Annotated in this window: 14 protein-coding genes; 8 read left to right on the forward strand and 6 right to left on the reverse strand. The window is 61.0% G+C overall.

The annotated features are described in order from the left end of the window. Positions 1 to 9 precede the first annotated feature (9 nt). From fabG to gmk, 6 genes are all read left to right on the forward strand, one after another. Positions 10 to 747 carry a 3-oxoacyl-[acyl-carrier-protein] reductase gene (gene fabG, locus CHEJ32_RS0105075; protein WP_028032889.1) on the forward strand — a complete coding sequence of 246 codons (738 nt, stop codon included), beginning with the start codon at positions 10 to 12 and terminating at the stop codon, positions 745 to 747. A gap of 175 nt (positions 748 to 922) precedes the next feature. Next, entirely contained in the window at positions 923 to 1,159 is a 237-nt protein-coding gene (locus CHEJ32_RS0105080; RefSeq protein WP_011581104.1) for an acyl carrier protein, read from the forward strand. A 47-nt stretch (positions 1,160 to 1,206) separates the two neighbouring features. Then, entirely contained in the window at positions 1,207 to 2,463 is a 1,257-nt protein-coding gene (gene fabF / locus CHEJ32_RS0105085) for a beta-ketoacyl-ACP synthase II (RefSeq protein WP_028032890.1), read from the forward strand. Between the two features lie 101 nt (positions 2,464 to 2,564). Continuing rightward, positions 2,565 to 3,752 carry an endolytic transglycosylase MltG gene (gene mltG, locus CHEJ32_RS23950; RefSeq protein WP_034657866.1) on the forward strand — a complete coding sequence of 396 codons (1,188 nt, stop codon included), beginning with the start codon at positions 2,565 to 2,567 and terminating at the stop codon, positions 3,750 to 3,752. 31 nt (positions 3,753 to 3,783) lie between these two features. Beyond that, the gene (locus tag CHEJ32_RS0105095; RefSeq protein ID WP_028032891.1) at positions 3,784 to 4,671 is read left to right on the forward strand and encodes a YicC/YloC family endoribonuclease; all 888 of its coding nucleotides are present in this window, start codon (positions 3,784 to 3,786) and stop codon (positions 4,669 to 4,671) included. Between the two features lie 2 nt (positions 4,672 to 4,673). Next, positions 4,674 to 5,330, forward strand: coding sequence for a guanylate kinase (gene gmk / locus CHEJ32_RS0105100; RefSeq protein ID WP_028032892.1), 657 nt, complete (start codon positions 4,674 to 4,676; stop codon positions 5,328 to 5,330). A 28-nt stretch (positions 5,331 to 5,358) separates the two neighbouring features. Here gmk and rsmA read toward each other — a convergent pair whose 3' ends face one another. The 6 genes from rsmA to lptF form a co-directional block, all read right to left on the reverse strand. Continuing rightward, positions 5,359 to 6,186, reverse strand: a complete 828-nt coding sequence (gene rsmA, locus CHEJ32_RS0105105) for a 16S rRNA (adenine(1518)-N(6)/adenine(1519)-N(6))-dimethyltransferase RsmA (RefSeq protein ID WP_028032893.1) — start codon at positions 6,184 to 6,186, stop codon at positions 5,359 to 5,361. Next, the gene (gene pdxA, locus CHEJ32_RS0105110; RefSeq protein ID WP_034657868.1) at positions 6,183 to 7,193 is read right to left on the reverse strand and encodes a 4-hydroxythreonine-4-phosphate dehydrogenase PdxA; all 1,011 of its coding nucleotides are present in this window, start codon (positions 7,191 to 7,193) and stop codon (positions 6,183 to 6,185) included. Before pdxA ends, rsmA begins: the two co-directional genes overlap by 4 nt. 52 nt (positions 7,194 to 7,245) lie before the next feature. Next, positions 7,246 to 8,184: a SurA N-terminal domain-containing protein gene (locus CHEJ32_RS0105115; protein WP_051469460.1), complete on the reverse strand. Its 939-nt coding sequence runs from the start codon at positions 8,182 to 8,184 to the stop codon at positions 7,246 to 7,248. A 90-nt stretch (positions 8,185 to 8,274) separates the two neighbouring features. After that, complete coding sequence (locus tag CHEJ32_RS0105120; protein ID WP_028032896.1) at positions 8,275 to 10,638, reverse strand: LPS-assembly protein LptD; 2,364 nt, start codon at positions 10,636 to 10,638, stop codon at positions 8,275 to 8,277. Beyond that, on the reverse strand, positions 10,638 to 11,720 hold the full coding sequence (gene lptG / locus CHEJ32_RS0105125; protein ID WP_028032897.1) for an LPS export ABC transporter permease LptG: 1,083 nt from the start codon (positions 11,718 to 11,720) through the stop codon (positions 10,638 to 10,640). The genes CHEJ32_RS0105120 and lptG overlap by 1 nt, the downstream gene beginning before the upstream one ends. Continuing rightward, positions 11,717 to 12,898, reverse strand: a complete 1,182-nt coding sequence (gene lptF, locus CHEJ32_RS0105130; protein WP_028032898.1) for an LPS export ABC transporter permease LptF — start codon at positions 12,896 to 12,898, stop codon at positions 11,717 to 11,719. The genes lptG and lptF overlap by 4 nt, the downstream gene beginning before the upstream one ends. Positions 12,899 to 13,198: 300 nt before the next feature. Here lptF and CHEJ32_RS0105135 point away from each other — a divergent pair, with 300 nt between their 5' ends. Continuing rightward, positions 13,199 to 14,686 carry a leucyl aminopeptidase gene (locus CHEJ32_RS0105135; protein ID WP_028032899.1) on the forward strand — a complete coding sequence of 496 codons (1,488 nt, stop codon included), beginning with the start codon at positions 13,199 to 13,201 and terminating at the stop codon, positions 14,684 to 14,686. Continuing rightward, entirely contained in the window at positions 14,687 to 15,133 is a 447-nt protein-coding gene (locus tag CHEJ32_RS0105140) for a DNA polymerase III subunit chi (RefSeq protein WP_028032900.1), read from the forward strand. It abuts the gene before it with no gap. Positions 15,134 to 15,220: the final 87 nt, after the last annotated feature.

Here is a 15,220-nt window from a genome sequence, read left to right on the forward strand (position 1 = left end):
GACCAAGCAATGTTCGATCTCAGCGGCCGCAAGGCCCTCGTTACCGGAGCGACCGGAGGCATCGGCGAAGCCATCGCGCGCGCGCTCCACAAGCAAGGCGCCACTGTTGGCCTGCACGGGACGCGAGTGGAAAAGCTGGAGGCGCTCGCTGGCGAACTTGGAGACCGCGCGAAGGTATTTCCCGCGAATCTTTCAAGCCGGGAAGAGGTGAAGGACCTCGCCGCGAAGGCGGAGGCTGAGCTCGAAGGCGTCGACATCCTGGTCAACAATGCGGGAATCACCCGCGACGGCTTGTTCGTACGCATGAGCGACGAAGACTGGGATGCGGTCATAGAGACCAATCTTACCGCTGTTTTCAGGCTGACACGCGAGCTGACGCACCCGATGATGCGCCGCCGCTGGGGCCGCATCATCAACATCTCCTCGGTCGTCGGCGTGGCAGGCAATCCCGGCCAGGCGAATTACTGCGCCTCAAAGGCGGGGCTGATCGGTTTCTCCAAGTCGCTGGCGCAGGAGATCGCCAGCCGTAACATCACCGTCAATTGTGTGGCGCCTGGCTTCATCGAAACCGCCATGACGGACAAACTGAACGAGAAACAGCGCGAATCCATCCTGAGCAGCATTCCCATGAAGCGGATGGGCTCGGGCGAGGAGATTGCCGCATCCGTCGTTTATCTCGCCTCCAGCGAGGCGGCTTATGTCACGGGTCAGACGATCCACGTGAACGGCGGAATGCTGATGGTTTGAACACGGCTTTGCCGCCACGCCCAATCCGTGTTATGGCGCGCCGAAATCCGGCAGGATTCGATGTGTAAGCGAGAAAGAGCTTGGAAAGCCGTTGGACCGGCCCTCTTTTCAGCTTGATTAGCGTGAAACCTGCCGCTAACGAAGACCGGAAATTCATGAAGTCGAGGGTTCACAGATGAGTGATACTGCAGAGCGCGTCAAGAAGATCGTTGTAGAGCATCTTGGCGTAGACGCCGACAAGGTGACCGAACAGGCCAGCTTCATCGACGATCTGGGCGCGGACAGCCTCGACACCGTTGAACTGGTGATGGCGTTCGAGGAAGAATTCGGCGTTGAAATCCCGGACGACGCGGCCGAGACCATCCTGACGGTCGGCGACGCTGTTAAGTACATCGAAAAGGCGACGGCCTGACGCGCAGCCTTCTGCGCGCAGCCAACGATCTCGGGGCAATCCAGAAGATGAGACGCGTCGTCGTCACCGGCGTAGGACTTCTTTCGCCGCTCGGTCTCGGCGCGGAGCACAGCTGGAAGAGGCTTCTTGCCGGCGCAAGCGGGGCTAAGCGCATCGACACGTTTGAAGTCGATGACCTTCCCTGCAAGATCGCCAATGCCATCCCCCGCGAGGGGGAAGGAGCATTCGATGCGGAGGCTTTCCTGGAGCCTCGCGATCTGCGGAAGATCGCTGATTTCGTCACCTACGGAATCGCTGCGGCCGACCAGGCGCTGGCTGATTCGGGCTGGGAACCGAAGACTGAGGAGGAGCGCTGCGCGACCGGCGTCCTCATCGGTTCGGGAATAGGCGGGATCGATGGAATCGCCGAGAACGCGCTGCTCCTGCAGGAACGCGGTCCAAGGCGCATCAGCCCGTTCTTCATCCCCGGAAATATCATCAACATGGTGTCGGGGCAGGTTTCGATCCGGCATGGGCTGAAGGGTCCCAATCACGCCGTCGTCACGGCCTGCTCAACCGGTGCGCATGCCATTGGTGACGCCTCCCGGCTGATCATGTTCGGCGACGCGGATGTGATGCTGGCAGGCGGGGCGGAGTCTCCGATCACCCGGCTGTCGATCGCCGGGTTCTCGGCCTGCAAGGCGCTTTCCACCAGTTTCAACGATACGCCGGAGAAGGCGTCTCGTCCCTATGATCGCGACCGCGATGGTTTCGTGATGGGCGAGGGGGCCGGCGTCCTCGTTCTCGAGGAACTGGAGCACGCCAAGGCGCGCGGTGCGAAGATCTACGCCGAGATAGTGGGCTACGGGCTCTCGGGCGACGCCTATCACATCACAGCGCCATCGGAGGATGGCGACGGGGCCTTCCGCTGCATGGCGGCGGCCGTCAAGCGTGCCGGGCTTACCCCGGCCGATATCGACTATATCAACGCACATGGCACCTCCACCATGGCCGACACGATCGAGCTCAAGGCCGTGGAGCGGCTGGTGGGGAACGCCGCCAGCAGGGTCTCCATGTCTTCGACAAAGTCGTCGATCGGTCATCTCTTGGGTGCTGCCGGCGCGGCCGAGGCGATCTTCTCCATTCTCGCTATCCGCGACAATGTGGCTCCCCCCACGATCAATCTCGACAATCCCGAGGTCGAGACGCCGATCGATCTGGTACCGAACAAGCCGCGCGAACGCCAAATCAATGTCGCGCTTTCCAACTCGTTCGGCTTCGGCGGCACGAATGCATCATTGGTCTTCCGGCGGTATGAAGCCTGACTTTTCGGCTTAGATGCCGGAAAAATGACGCTATTTTGCTTCAAGTCGTCTATTGATTCTGCAAGACGAAACGCACCGTTCGTTAGGGAGATTCCGCCGAGGTGACTGACAGGAAAGACCAGTCTTCGAGGACCTTCTTGTTCAGGTCGGGACGTGAGACACTCCGTCCCGAGGTGGCGACGCCGCCGCCGCCGAAACGGTCGCGCCATTCGCGCAACCAATTTATCGTGTTCCTGAATTTCGTCGTCTCTTCGGTCGTCTTCGTGCTGGTGGTTGCCGGCATTGCATTCTACTTCGGCAAAAGCGCTTTTGACGGACCGGGTCCTTCTACCACCACCGAGACCGTGATGATCAAGCCCAACACGGGCGTGCGTGAGATTGCGAGCATTCTCGAAAGCGAGGGCCTGATCAGCGATGCCCGCATTTTCCTGATCGGGCTACGTGTCCACGGTGCCGACAGCAAGCTGAAGGCCGGCGAGTACGAGATCAAGGCCCACGCTTCCATGCGCGACATCATGGAATTGCTGGAAAGTGGAAAGTCGGTCCTCTACTCGTTGACCATTCCGGAAGGATTGACGGTCGCACAGGTCTTCGAACGGATCGCCAAGACCGAGGAACTGTCGGGGGAACTGCCGGAAGAACTGCCGCCGGAGGGAAGCCTTGCTGCTGATACGCTGCGTTTCACGCGCGGCCTTTCCCGCAAGGAAGTCGTTGCGCGCCTGCGGGCGCAACAGGAAGAGCTGGTAAAGGACATCTGGGCACGTCGCGCCGAAGATCTCCCGCTCAATGATATCAGCGAGTTCGTGACGCTCGCCTCGATCGTGGAGAAGGAGACCGGCCGTTCGGACGAGCGCTCGCGGGTCGCCGCAGTCTTCCTCAATCGTCTGGAACGGGGCATGCGTCTCCAGTCGGATCCGACCGTAGTCTATGGTATTTTCGGCGGCGAAGGAAAACCGGCGGACAGGCCGATCTATCGCTCCGACCTCGACAAGATGACGCCGTACAACACCTACCTGGTCAACGGGCTGCCGCCGACCCCGATCGCAAACCCGGGCCGGGCGGCGCTTGAAGCGGTCGCGAACCCATCGCGCACCGAAGAATTGTATTTCGTCGCGGATGGCAATGGTGGCCATGCGTTCGCCACCTCGCTCGATGAGCACAACGCGAATGTGGCTCGCTGGCGCAAGATCGAGCGCGAGAGAGCTGCAGCCGCGGCTGCAGCGGCACAAGCGACGCCGGCAGCCGAACCGGCCGCGGCGGAAGGCGGCGAGACCAGCGAGAGCAACTAACGGGCGCCTTCGGGCAAAGCTGCGGCGGGAAATGACCATACAAAGCATGACGGGCTTCGCCCGTGCCTCCCTTATGAACGAGATCGCGTCGGTGACCTGGGAGCTGCGCTCGGTGAACGGTCGCGGGCTGGAGGCAAAGCTGCGCCTCCCGGCTGGATTCGAGCGCCTGGAACAGCCGGCCAAGCAGCGGATCGCGAAACGCTTTGCTCGCGGCAATATTCAAGCCAGCCTTTCCATTTCCCGCGGAGCGGCGCTGCGCCAGCCCGTGATAGACGAGGAGCTTCTTTCCGAGCTCGCGCGCTTGAGCCGCCGCCTCGTGGAAGATTACGGTGCAGCTCCTGCACGGGCGGATGGTCTTCTCGCACTGCGTGGCGTGATGGATCTGCCGGAGACCGGCCTAGATGGGGAGACCGGCGAACGCCTGGACGAGCTGGCGCTTTCAGCGCTCGATCAGGCGCTGGACGAACTTCTAGCTGCACGGCGTGACGAGGGGGCATCGCTGCGGGCAGTTCTCTTGGACCAGCTCTCGGCGATCGATGCGCTCACACTCAGTGCCGAAGCGGATCCGTCTCGCGAGCCTGCCAGTATCCGCCAGCGCCTACACGAGCAGGTGCAGCTCTTGCTTGAGGCGGCACCGGCCCTCGATGAAGCGCGACTGCACCAAGAGGCTGCTTTCCTTGCCACCAAGGCCGATATTCGTGAGGAAATCGACCGGTTGAAGACCCATGTCGCGGCGGCGCGCGCGCTCATCGAAGCCGGCGGCCCGATGGGGCGAAAGCTCGATTTTCTGGCACAGGAATTTAACCGGGAATCGAATACGCTCTGCTCGAAATCCAATGCTTCCTCGCTTACGGCAATCGGCCTTGAATTAAAGGTGGTCGTCGATCAGTTTCGGGAGCAGGTGCAGAATCTGGAGTAGGAATGGAAGCCGCCTCGCCATCCGCCGCCATCCGCCGCAGGGGAGTGATGCTGGTCCTCTCCTCGCCTTCGGGTGCCGGCAAATCGACCATCGCGCGCAGCTTGCTCGAAAACGATCATGAGTTCGAGCTTTCGGTGAGCGTCACGACGCGTCCGCGCCGTCCGAGCGAGATCGAAGGGGTGCATTACCACTTCAAGTCCATGCGTGAATTCGAGATGCTGCGCGATGGAGGCGAGCTTCTGGAATGGGCGGAAGTGCACGGAAATTGCTACGGCACGCCTCGCAAGCCCGTTGAGGAGGCGATAGCCGGCGGGCGCGACATGCTGTTCGATATCGATTGGCAGGGAGCGGCGCAGCTGCGTGAAAAGATGCCGGACGATATCGTCTCGGTGTTCATCCTGCCGCCGACCATGAAGGAGTTGCTGGCGCGCCTCACCCGGCGCGCGGAAGACACCTCCGAGATCATCGAGCGGCGGTTGAAGAACGCCCGCCACGAAATTGAGCAGTGGCGCGATTACGACTACGTGGTGGTGAACGACGATCTTGATCGTGCCTTCGCCTCTGTCCGCGCCATTGTGGCAGCGGAGCGTTTGCGGCGTGAGCGTCGGCCGGGCCTCGAGGACTTCGTTGCCGGCCTCCTGGCGGAGAACCCGGATTAGGGAGCACTAGCTCTCCCTGGACTGCAATTCACAGCTCCCGCGCAAGGCTCACGAACTCCTCCACCGAAAGCGTTTCGGCTCGGCGGGTACCATCTATACCCGCCTTTGCCAGCAGTGCCTCGCCGCCAAGAGGCCGCAAGCTCTGGCGCAGCATCTTCCGCCGCTGCCCGAATGCTGCCTCGGTCGTCCTGGCCAGCTTGCCTGCATCAACGGGGAGGGGCTCCTCTATAGGGCTGATCTGCACCACCGAGGAGGTCACTTTGGGAGGAGGTGTGAAGGCTTGTGGCGGCACGTCGAAGGCTATCCGCGCATCAGTTCGCCAACCTGCAAGCACGCCCAAGCGCCCATAGTGGCTGCTGCCGGGCTTGGCTACGATCCGCTCCGCCACCTCGCGCTGAAACATGAGTGTCATGGATTGATAGAAGGGCGGCCAGACGCTTGGCGTCAGCCAGCGGATGAGCAGCTCCGTGCCGATGTTGTAGGGAAGGTTGGCGACAATCTTCACATTCTCGGCATTGGCAGCAAGCGCAGAAAAATCAGTCTTGAGAGCATCACCGGCAACGATCTCCAGGCGGCCGGGATAATGCGCAGCGATTTCCGCAAGGGCGGCCAGGCATCGCTCGTCGCGCTCGATAGCCACAACCCGTTGCGCTCCTTCCATGAGAAGCGCACGCGTGAGACCTCCAGGACCCGGGCCGACCTCGAGCACCGTTGCATTGTCGAGGCGTCCGGCGGTGCGCGCGATGCGCCGCGTGAGATTGAGATCGAGAAGGAAATTCTGCCCAAGCGCTTTCTTGGCGAAAAGCCCATGCCGCTCGATCACCTCGCGCAGCGGCGGCAACCCATCCATACTCATGCGCTATGCTTTGCCGCGTTGTCGGCGAGCGTGCGCGCGAGCTGGATCGCCGCAAGCAGGCTATCCGGCCTCGCAATCCCCTGACCGGCGATATCGAATGCCGTGCCATGATCGGGCGAGGTTCGGATGAAGGGCAGACCGAGCGTGACATTCACCGTGTCGTCGAAGCCGATGGTCTTAACCGGAATTAGTGCCTGGTCGTGATACATGCAAAGCGCGGCATCATATTTCTGTCGCGCAGACGGGTGGAACATCGTGTCCGCCGGCAGTGGACCGAACGCGTCGATGCCCTTGTCGCGAAGGGCTGCAATCGCCGGTGCGATGATCTGAATGTCTTCACGCCCCATCGAACCGCCTTCGCCCGCATGGGGGTTCAGGCCGGAAACGGCCAGACGCGGGGAAGGAACGCCAAAACGCTCCTTGAGATCTCGTGCGGTGATCTCCCCGGTCCTCTCGACGAGGTCCTTTGTGAGGCTCTTAGGAACATCGGCGAGGGGCTGATGCACGGTAACGGGAACCGTGCGTAGCTCCGGTCCCGCCAGCATCATTACGGGAATGACGGTCTCTCCCGTGATCTCGTTGGACAGATGCCCGAGAAATTCGGTATGCCCGGGGAAACTAAACCCGGCGTCATAAAGGGGTTTTTTGGCGATGGGGCAGGTAACGATTCCGGAGGCGCGGCCGGAAAGCGTATCCTCGACCGCGCGCTGGATCGCCTCGATCACGCCGGCAGCATTGATGACCGACGGCACCCCTGGCATGTCGACAAGGCCATTTTCGAGCGGCGCGACGGGAAGAGACGTCGCAAAGAGCGCTGAAGCGGCCTCCGGCTCCGCTTCCACTATGGGAATATCGAGTCCCAATTGCCGTGCACGGGCGGCAAGGAGCGCAGGATCGCCCAAAACGTAGAAAGGCGGCAGCTTGTCACTCCGCTTTTGCCAGGCAAAAAGCAGGATTTCCGGACCAATTCCGGAGGGGTCACCAATTGTCAGCGCGAGTGGAGACATTGGAATTTCGCGCTGACCTTGTTGGACGGCATGATTAGTAATTTGACGTGTCTCAGCGGCGGACGATGCGCGCCTTCTCTCGCAATTCCGTCATATAGTCCTTTGACGCCTTTTCAAAAGACTCGTCGCCCGTTTCCTGGCTCTGGAAGACCATTCTGGCGACGTGATCGTCCGAGACCTCACGCGAGCTGCAGACGCCGATGAATTCGACGCCGCGTTCGGTCTCGCGAATAGGCGTTGCGGCCCCCGGCCGCGTGCCGGCGATCTGATCCTTCCATTCCGGCGGAAGCTCCGGAGCCAGAACCCGGCCCATGTCGCGGACTGTGACGTCGATCAGACCTTTGGCGAACTGGACCGTATTCTCACAGCCGTTGAAACGGTCACGCATCGCCTGCGCTTCCCTCTTTCGCTTGGCCATAAGCTGACCGCGTTGCGCGGAAGGTACGACGAAAATGACCTGCTGCAGCATATATTCGGTTGCCGTAGGCTTCTGACCGCCTTGCTGCAGCATCTTCTGAACCACATCCTGCTCGGAAAGCACGGCACCGGAACGGGAGCGGCTCTGCATCACGCGTCCCCATCCGATCTGGGTGCGGATGAATTCCTTGAAATGATCCTTCCCCACTCCGGCTTGGGATAAAATCTGGTCCAGCTGCGCGGCCGTCATATTGTTGGATGCCGCGAAGTTGCCGTAGGACTGATCGACCATGGCCTGCGTGATGTTCACGCCCATGCGCGCCATTTCCTGCTGCCGCAGCGTCTGGTCGACCATCTCTTCTGCGGCGAGCTCGTTGACATTGCCCTTGCGCTGCATCAGCCTCAGCAATGCTGCACGTCGCTCGATGTCATAGCTCGTGATCGGCCGATTGTTCACGACGTAACGGATATCCGTGGCCGCTGCGGGGGAAACAACTGCCACGCCTGATCCGAGCGCGAGCATCGCCGCCAGCGCAATCACGGCCGTGGATCGGCTTATGCTCAGCACCGACATCTTCCCTCTTTCCTTCATCGTATCACGTAAAGCTCAGTAACTACGTCCTAGCATCGCTTTCCTCATAGGCGAAACTGTGACGTTTTCACATTAATCAGAGCCGAATGCACCGGACGAACTGCCGAAATCGCCTAACGTTCGCAGCGAAATATTGAAGGCGAAGCTGTTCTTGCGCTCCCCACTATCAATATCGCGCTCCTGCGAGAAGGTCATGAGATATGTGAAGCACTCGTCGTCATAGGCGAAGCCGAACGAATTCCGCACCAGCGTGTTGCTCTGCAGGTCGTAGGTTCCCGATCCGAAACCGCGCCAGTTCTCATGAAAGCGGATCGACCCCTGAGCCGTCACTTCCTGGCGATCTTCGGTAAAGCCGTAGCCGGGTTGCGCGTCGATAAAGGCATATTGCAGGCCGGCAGTTACGGCACCCACAGTGCCGGCGGCCCTGACGTCCGCGCGCCGAAGCTCGAAGGTCTCCTCGTCGAGCCGAGCGCCCGTCGAGAAGGCCATGCCGTTGGGGAGCGTGACACCGATCAGACCGACATAATCGGATCTGTCGGTCTCCAGCCCGGAAAACGCGCCGACATGGACCAGATCAGGGGAAGCGTAGGGATTGTCGCCTGCCAAATGATAGGACTGGCCAAAGAGACCATGCGCCGTCCAGCCATTCGCGAAGCTACCGGAATATCGGATGCCGAGATTGGCACGTGTGCCGCCTTCGATGCGGTCGTAGCCGGAGAACTTATCGCGCTCGAAGAGCGTGGTGGCGTCGAACACGAGCGACTGAGCATCCTCATTGGGGATGCCCAACCTGTCGCGATATGGCTCATCCGGCCTCGCGAAGAGCTGGGCCATGGGCTCGATGACATGCGCCGAACCGGCGGCGGCGAAAAGGATGGGCCAGCGCGCCTCCAGGCCTGCTGTTGCCATGGAGCGATAATAAGCGGACTGGATATCGGCCTCGGCACCTGCGGCGCTGGCGAAGCTTTGTATCTCCGCGGCTGCATTCTGGGAGTAGTCCGTGAAAATGGAATCGCCGCGCGCATGCAGGATCGGTGTGAGGACAAGCCCTGCGCTTGTGATGAAGGAGCGCCGCCACTCGGCCTCGGTGGTCAGGCGCCCGGAATTGCCTTGAAGCCCCTGCAACTTCCGAGAGCCGTCCGAGGACGTGTACATGCCCTCATCGCGATAAAGCGCCTGGGCGTTCACATCGACGGTAAGCTCACCCCCAGCGATCTCCCTGTCGGGGGTGTAGGTATAATCGAGATTGGGAAGGACGAGCGGCTGCGATTCGTTGCGGTTGCTGTTGACTGCTGTTTCCTGGATCTGGAACCGATATCCCCTGAGGTCGAAATAGTTCCGGTCGTCCAGACCAGTCAGATAGACCTCATCCCGCTGCACGAAATTCGCATAGTCTTCGATCTCGTAGGTGCGGGCAAAATTCTGGTCCGACTGGACCATGACGTTCCAGCCGGCAGACCAGCGCGGGTTGATCCGGAAATCACCTTTCGAAGCGATCATGCCGCGATCGGTTTGCAGCGCATCAACCTCGCTCGGCCCCCATTCTTCCGGCCGCTGCTGATGGATGCCCGCTATGCGGAGATTGTACTCCCCGTTGTTGAATTTCTGCCGCCATTCGGCCTCGCCCAGGAAGCCCTGCTTGCTATAGCCCGTTACCGCGACGGTGAGATCGTAGGTGGGGGAAAGCGCGAAGTAATAGGGAACCTTGAGCCCGTAGCCCCGCTCGCTGCCTCCAAGGACGCTCGGCATCAGGAAGCCTGATTTCCGCTTTACCGTGGGATCCGCCACCTCGAAAAAGGGCAGATAGGCGATTGGCAAGCCGAAGAATTCGAACCGCGCGTTCTGGAAGCGAACCGTCTTGGCCTGCCCGTTCCAGATGATTTTCTGAGCCTTGATCTGCCAGAGCGGCGGCCGGTCGGGATTCTCTTCGCAGGGCTCGCAGGCCGTATAGACGCCCCTGTTGAAGGTGGTGATGCGGCCCCCTTCACGTTCGGCGCTCTCGGCACCGAAATAAGTCCGGTCCACAGTCTCGACCCTGAGCGCCCGCACGAAGCCCTCGCCGAGATCGTCGGTCAGGTCGATCTCCTCGGCATGGAAGCGGTTGCCGTCCCGGTCTATGATCTCGACATTGCCGCTGCCGATAACGCGGGAGGTGTTGCGGTCATAGGTGATACGCTGGGCCACCACGCGATAGCCGCCATATTCGATCTGCACTCCGCCGACCGCGGTGATCGTGTTCCTGTCATTATCATAAACAAGCGTATCCGCAGCGAGCAGCATCTGCGCGTCCTGCGGCAGATCGCTCTCGTCCAGGCCGGCTACCTGGGCCACGGCTGTAGAAGCGAATGCCAGGAGCGCAATCGCTGCCACGCCCGTTTTCAGGCGCAAACGAACCGGACGGCCGGCTGCGCGGGTTTTTCTGACCGCGACCGTCACTAACCGTCCTCCCGGAATAAAAGAAAAGTCACCCCAAAGAACATTGCCACCATGACCGGAGTCCATGCCGCGACTGACGGCGGTACGAATCCGGCGTCACCAAACGCCCTCACCAATACGGAGACCACATAAAGCAGAAAGCCGGCGATGACGCCACCTAGAATCACCGTGGCGGACTGCCCCATCCGCGTAAATCTCATCGAAACGGTCGCAGCTATGAGAGTCATTGCTACCAGCAGCGGCGGGAGCGTAATGAGCGACTGGAGCTGCATGGCGAAAGAATTGGCGCGCAAACCAAAAGAGTGCGCGGTTTCGATCATGCGGGGCAGGGTAAAGATGGAGACCGCCTCCGGGTCGGTCAGCTCCTGACCAACGAATTCCGGCTTTAGATTTGTCGGCACCCGAGCCGATTCGAGCTTTTCGGGCGCGTTGCCGCCACGCCGGCGCACCACGTCGACGAGCTCCCAGTAACCGTCTCGCAGGAACGCGGACGCCGCATCGAGGCGCTCACTGATTCCATCGTCGTGGACGATGAAGAACACAGGCCGCACCAGTTCCGTCCCGCCCGCAAGGGCCGCCTCGGCGCCGATCACCGTTTCTCCTTCGTCGGTGCGCTGCTTGATCCATCTTTCGTTTGCCGCACTCGCAGATGCATCGGCACCGCGAACCGTCGCCTCCAAAGTCTGCGCACGGGAAAATGCCGTTGCCGCGATGGGGTTTAAGATCAGCACGGTCAAAAGTCCGAAGACGAAGGCGCCGAACGCAATCGGAGTGAGGAACTGCCAGGCCGAGATCCCGGCGGCCCGCGCGATCACCAGTTCGTATTTGCGGTTGAGGCTGATGAGCGTTGCCATCGCGGCGACGAGGCCGATGAAGGGCACCGCCTGCTGCATGATAATGGGAAGCTGCAGAGCCGCGAGGCCCAGTGCCCAAGTCGCGGTGAAGCCTTCGAGACTTCCTGCGCGACCGGTGATCTCGGTGAAGGTAACGATATATACCAGGGCCGCGACGCCCACGAAAATCCATGCCGTGATCGCGGCATAGCGGCGGAAGAAGTATCTGCCGAGCGTGGGGCCGATCATGCGCGTTTACCCGCAGTGAGGCGCAGGCGGCTCAGCGAATCGGTCAGTTTCTGAACCTGCGAGACCAGTCTCTCGGTCCAGCTTGTCGGCAGTTCCATGATCCGATGCGTTGCAATGAACCAGCAGCAGAGTGCGATCATCCCGATGGGGGCAGCATAGAGAAGATAGACGTAAAATGGCGCCGTTTCGGCCTCGTTGCTCGCATAGAAACCCACCCAACGAATAAGGAGCCCGATTGTCATCGTAGCGACGATCGGGTGAAGACGCGCTTCGCGGAACGAGCGTGCGTCCCCCGCCACGGCGATGGCGATCAGGGCGAAGACGATCGAGTAAAGCCATTCGGAGAACCGCGTGTGCAGCTCCGCCCGGAAACTCTGCGGATTGCTGGCATAGAACCTGTCATTTGGATCTGGGTTCAGCAGTTCGCTGAGATAGCGATCCTTGGGATAGAGCGTGGGAACGCCGTCGCCATTGGTGAATTGCGACAGGTCGAAGGCGTATGAATCGAACCGAATGACGGAGACGTCACCATTTGCCGCCTGTCTTTGCACCTCACCATCCAGCAGGACGAGAACATTGCCGCTCTGGCGCTGCAGCGTGGCGCCCCGGTTTGCCCGATAGACGAGCTTCAGGCTTGGATCGCGGGAATCCACAACGAAAATGCCCCCGAGCTCACCATTTGGCCGGCGTTCCGAAATCTGCACGAAGATGCCGTCCACCACCTTTTGGAAAGAACCCTCTCGAAGGACGGTGGTGATCAGATCCGCATTGGCGTTGGCGAGAATGACCCGCATCTTCTGCCGGGAATAGGGTTCCAGCGTGTTGTTGATGGCGAAGGCCGCGAGGCTCGCGATGATGGCGATCAGGAGAATCGGACGTATGATCGTCGAGCGCGGGCTTCCCGCCGCACTGATCACTGCCAATTCCGAATCGGCATTCATCGTCGCAAGCGTCTGTGCGGCGGCAATGCCGATGACGAAAGGCATGATCACCGGAATGACGGAGGGGAGCGTCAGGAAGGCCACGGAGAAAAACGTCGCCGCAGATTGGCCGCTCGAGGTGACCAGGTCGAGGCGGTTGAGCACTTGGGTGGTCCAGACGATGATGAGCAGCCACGACAGCGCTGCGGCAGAAATCGCCAGCGTGCGTCTCAGGATATAGCGCTCAATCACCTTCATCGGCCGACATGAAGCCTTATGTTGGGGCCACAATAGGGCGTATAAAAATGTACCCGTGCCGATGGATACAACACGGGTAAGCCGCCTCGGCTGAAGCGGCGGGCGATCGTCCCCCGATACCAATTTGAAGCTGACAGGCCTAAGGAACCGGAAAAGAACGAGGTTAATAGAAACTTACGCACAACACTGAAAATCACTTTCCTTTTATACGGGTTTGGCCGTTGCTTCCACCCCTTGTCAAACGTTTCAAAAGCGCCAAGATCGCGCCACCCTCGATTTTCCACGCAAACAGGACATCCAATGACCGAGAAACCGACCGTCGCATTCGCCAAATTTGCCGCGCCGAAGAAAGGCAGTGTGATTTTGCTCGCGCCGGAAGGGTGCAATCTCGGCCAGACAGCAGCCGTCGCCGACCCGGCCGGCGTTTTGCCGAAAGTATTCGCTGCCGCCGAGTTCAAGGGCAAGCTTGCGTCTACGGTGGAGGTGCTCGCGCCGCAGGGAACGACTTACGACAGGCTGGCGGTCGTCGGATTGGGCAAGCTCGATGCGCTCTCCGAGCAGGCCTGGGCCCAGATCGGAGGTGCCGTGGCGGCCGCCGCCAAGAACGCGGCGGATGTGACGGTGATCGTGGACGTGGCGGGGACGGAGCCGTCCGCCCGCGATATCGCCAATATCGGTCTCGGTATCCTGCTGCGCGCTTATGTCTTCGACAAATACAAGACGCGTAAGGACGACAACGGCACCAAGGCCAAGGACAAGAAATTCACGATCCAATGCGCGGACCCGAACGCGGCGAAGAAGGCTTTCGCGGAAGCCTCGGCCGTTGCCGAGGGTGTGTATCTCGCGCGCGACCTCGTGAACGAACCATCCAACGTGCTCGGTCCGGTGGAATTCGCAGCACGCGCCAAGGAGCTGGAAGCGCTTGGCGTGAAGGTGGACATACTCACCGAGAAGGAGATGCGGCGGCTGGGAATGGGCGCGCTTCTTGGTGTCGCACAAGGCTCTGTTCGCCCGCCGCGCCTGGTGGTCATGCAGTGGAACGGCGGTAAGTCCAAGCACAAGCCAGTCGCGTTTGTCGGAAAAGGCGTCGTGTTCGATACCGGCGGAATCTCGATCAAGCCTGCCGCCAGCATGGAGGATATGAAAGGCGACATGGCGGGCGCCGCAGCGGTGATCGGCCTCATGCACGCACTGGCCGCGCGCAAGGCGAAGGCAAACGTTGTCGGCATCATGGGACTGGTTGAGAACATGCCGGACGGGAATGCCCAGCGTCCCGGTGATATCGTCACCTCCATGTCGGGCCAGACGATCGAGATCATCAACACCGATGCGGAAGGCCGCCTCGTCCTTGCGGATGCGCTCTGGTACTGCAAGGAGCAGTTCCAGCCGCAGTTCATGGTGAACCTGGCAACGCTTACCGGCGCGATCATCGTCGCGCTTGGCAATACCCATGCGGGTCTCTTCTCGAACGATGACACTTTATCGGAACGCCTCGCGGCGGCCGGCGCCGCGACGGGCGAGAAGGTCTGGCGCATGCCGCTCGGCAGCGAATACGACAAGCTGATCGATACGAAGAATGCTGATATGAAGAACACGGGCGGGCGCAGCGCCGGCTCGATCACTGCGGCGCAATTTCTGAAGCGCTTCGTGGACGACACCCCGTGGGCCCATCTGGATGTAGCGGGTACGGCGATGGGCTCGCCGTCCTCGGAGATCAACCAGTCCTGGGCCTCCGGCTTCGGCGTGCGGCTACTCGATCGCCTGGTCGCCGATCATTACGAGGGATAGGTGGAAGTCCTTTTCTATCATTTGACGGAGTCCACGCTCGAGGAAGCCCTGCCGCCGCTGGTGGAAAAGAGCCTCGAGCGGGGTTGGCGCGTGGGGATCCAGACCGTGAGCGAAGAACGCCGCGACGCGCTCGACGCCTGCTTATGGACGTTCCGAGACGATAGCTTCGTGCCCCATGGAACGGACCGCGAGCCCCATTCGGCAGAGCAGCCGGTGATCCTCACAACGGCGCCTGCCAACCCCAATGGTGCGGTGATCCGCTTTCTCGTGGAGGGCGCAGAGCCGGGAACCCTCGACGGCTACCAGCGCGCCGTCTTTCTTTTTGACGGGCATGATGCGGTCCAGCTTGACGCCGCGCGCGGGCATTGGAAGGCCATGAAAGCAGCCGGCCACGATGTGACTTATTGGCAGCAGGGGCCCGACAGGCGCTGGCAGCGGAAGGCGTGAGGGAGGGCAGGGCAGTAAGGCAGTAAGGCAGTAAGGCAGTAAGGGGAAGACTGCTTCATTGCTGGGCGTCTCGCCGAGCGGAGGTAT

It is taken from the genome of Chelativorans sp. J32, assembly GCF_000518985.1.
Lineage (GTDB): Bacteria > Pseudomonadota > Alphaproteobacteria > Rhizobiales > Rhizobiaceae > Chelativorans.

Bases quoted from the DNA above. Each gene is read 5' to 3' on its own strand.
- rsmA (WP_028032893.1), bottom strand. From the start codon at position 6,186: ATGAGTATGGATGGGTTGCCGCCGCTGCGCGAGGTGATCGAGCGGCAT.
- CHEJ32_RS0105135 (WP_028032899.1), top strand. From the start codon at position 13,199: ATGACCGAGAAACCGACCGTCGCATTCGCCAAATTTGCCGCGCCGAAG.
- lptG (WP_028032897.1), bottom strand. From the start codon at position 11,720: ATGATCGGCCCCACGCTCGGCAGATACTTCTTCCGCCGCTATGCCGCG.
- CHEJ32_RS0105080 (WP_011581104.1), top strand. From the start codon at position 923: ATGAGTGATACTGCAGAGCGCGTCAAGAAGATCGTTGTAGAGCATCTT.
- lptF (WP_028032898.1), bottom strand. From the start codon at position 12,898: ATGAAGGTGATTGAGCGCTATATCCTGAGACGCACGCTGGCGATTTCT.
- fabF (WP_028032890.1), top strand. From the start codon at position 1,207: ATGAGACGCGTCGTCGTCACCGGCGTAGGACTTCTTTCGCCGCTCGGT.
- pdxA (WP_034657868.1), bottom strand. From the start codon at position 7,193: ATGTCTCCACTCGCGCTGACAATTGGTGACCCCTCCGGAATTGGTCCG.
- CHEJ32_RS0105115 (WP_051469460.1), bottom strand. From the start codon at position 8,184: ATGTCGGTGCTGAGCATAAGCCGATCCACGGCCGTGATTGCGCTGGCG.
- CHEJ32_RS0105095 (WP_028032891.1), top strand. From the start codon at position 3,784: ATGACCATACAAAGCATGACGGGCTTCGCCCGTGCCTCCCTTATGAAC.
- gmk (WP_028032892.1), top strand. From the start codon at position 4,674: ATGGAAGCCGCCTCGCCATCCGCCGCCATCCGCCGCAGGGGAGTGATG.
- fabG (WP_028032889.1), top strand. From the start codon at position 10: ATGTTCGATCTCAGCGGCCGCAAGGCCCTCGTTACCGGAGCGACCGGA.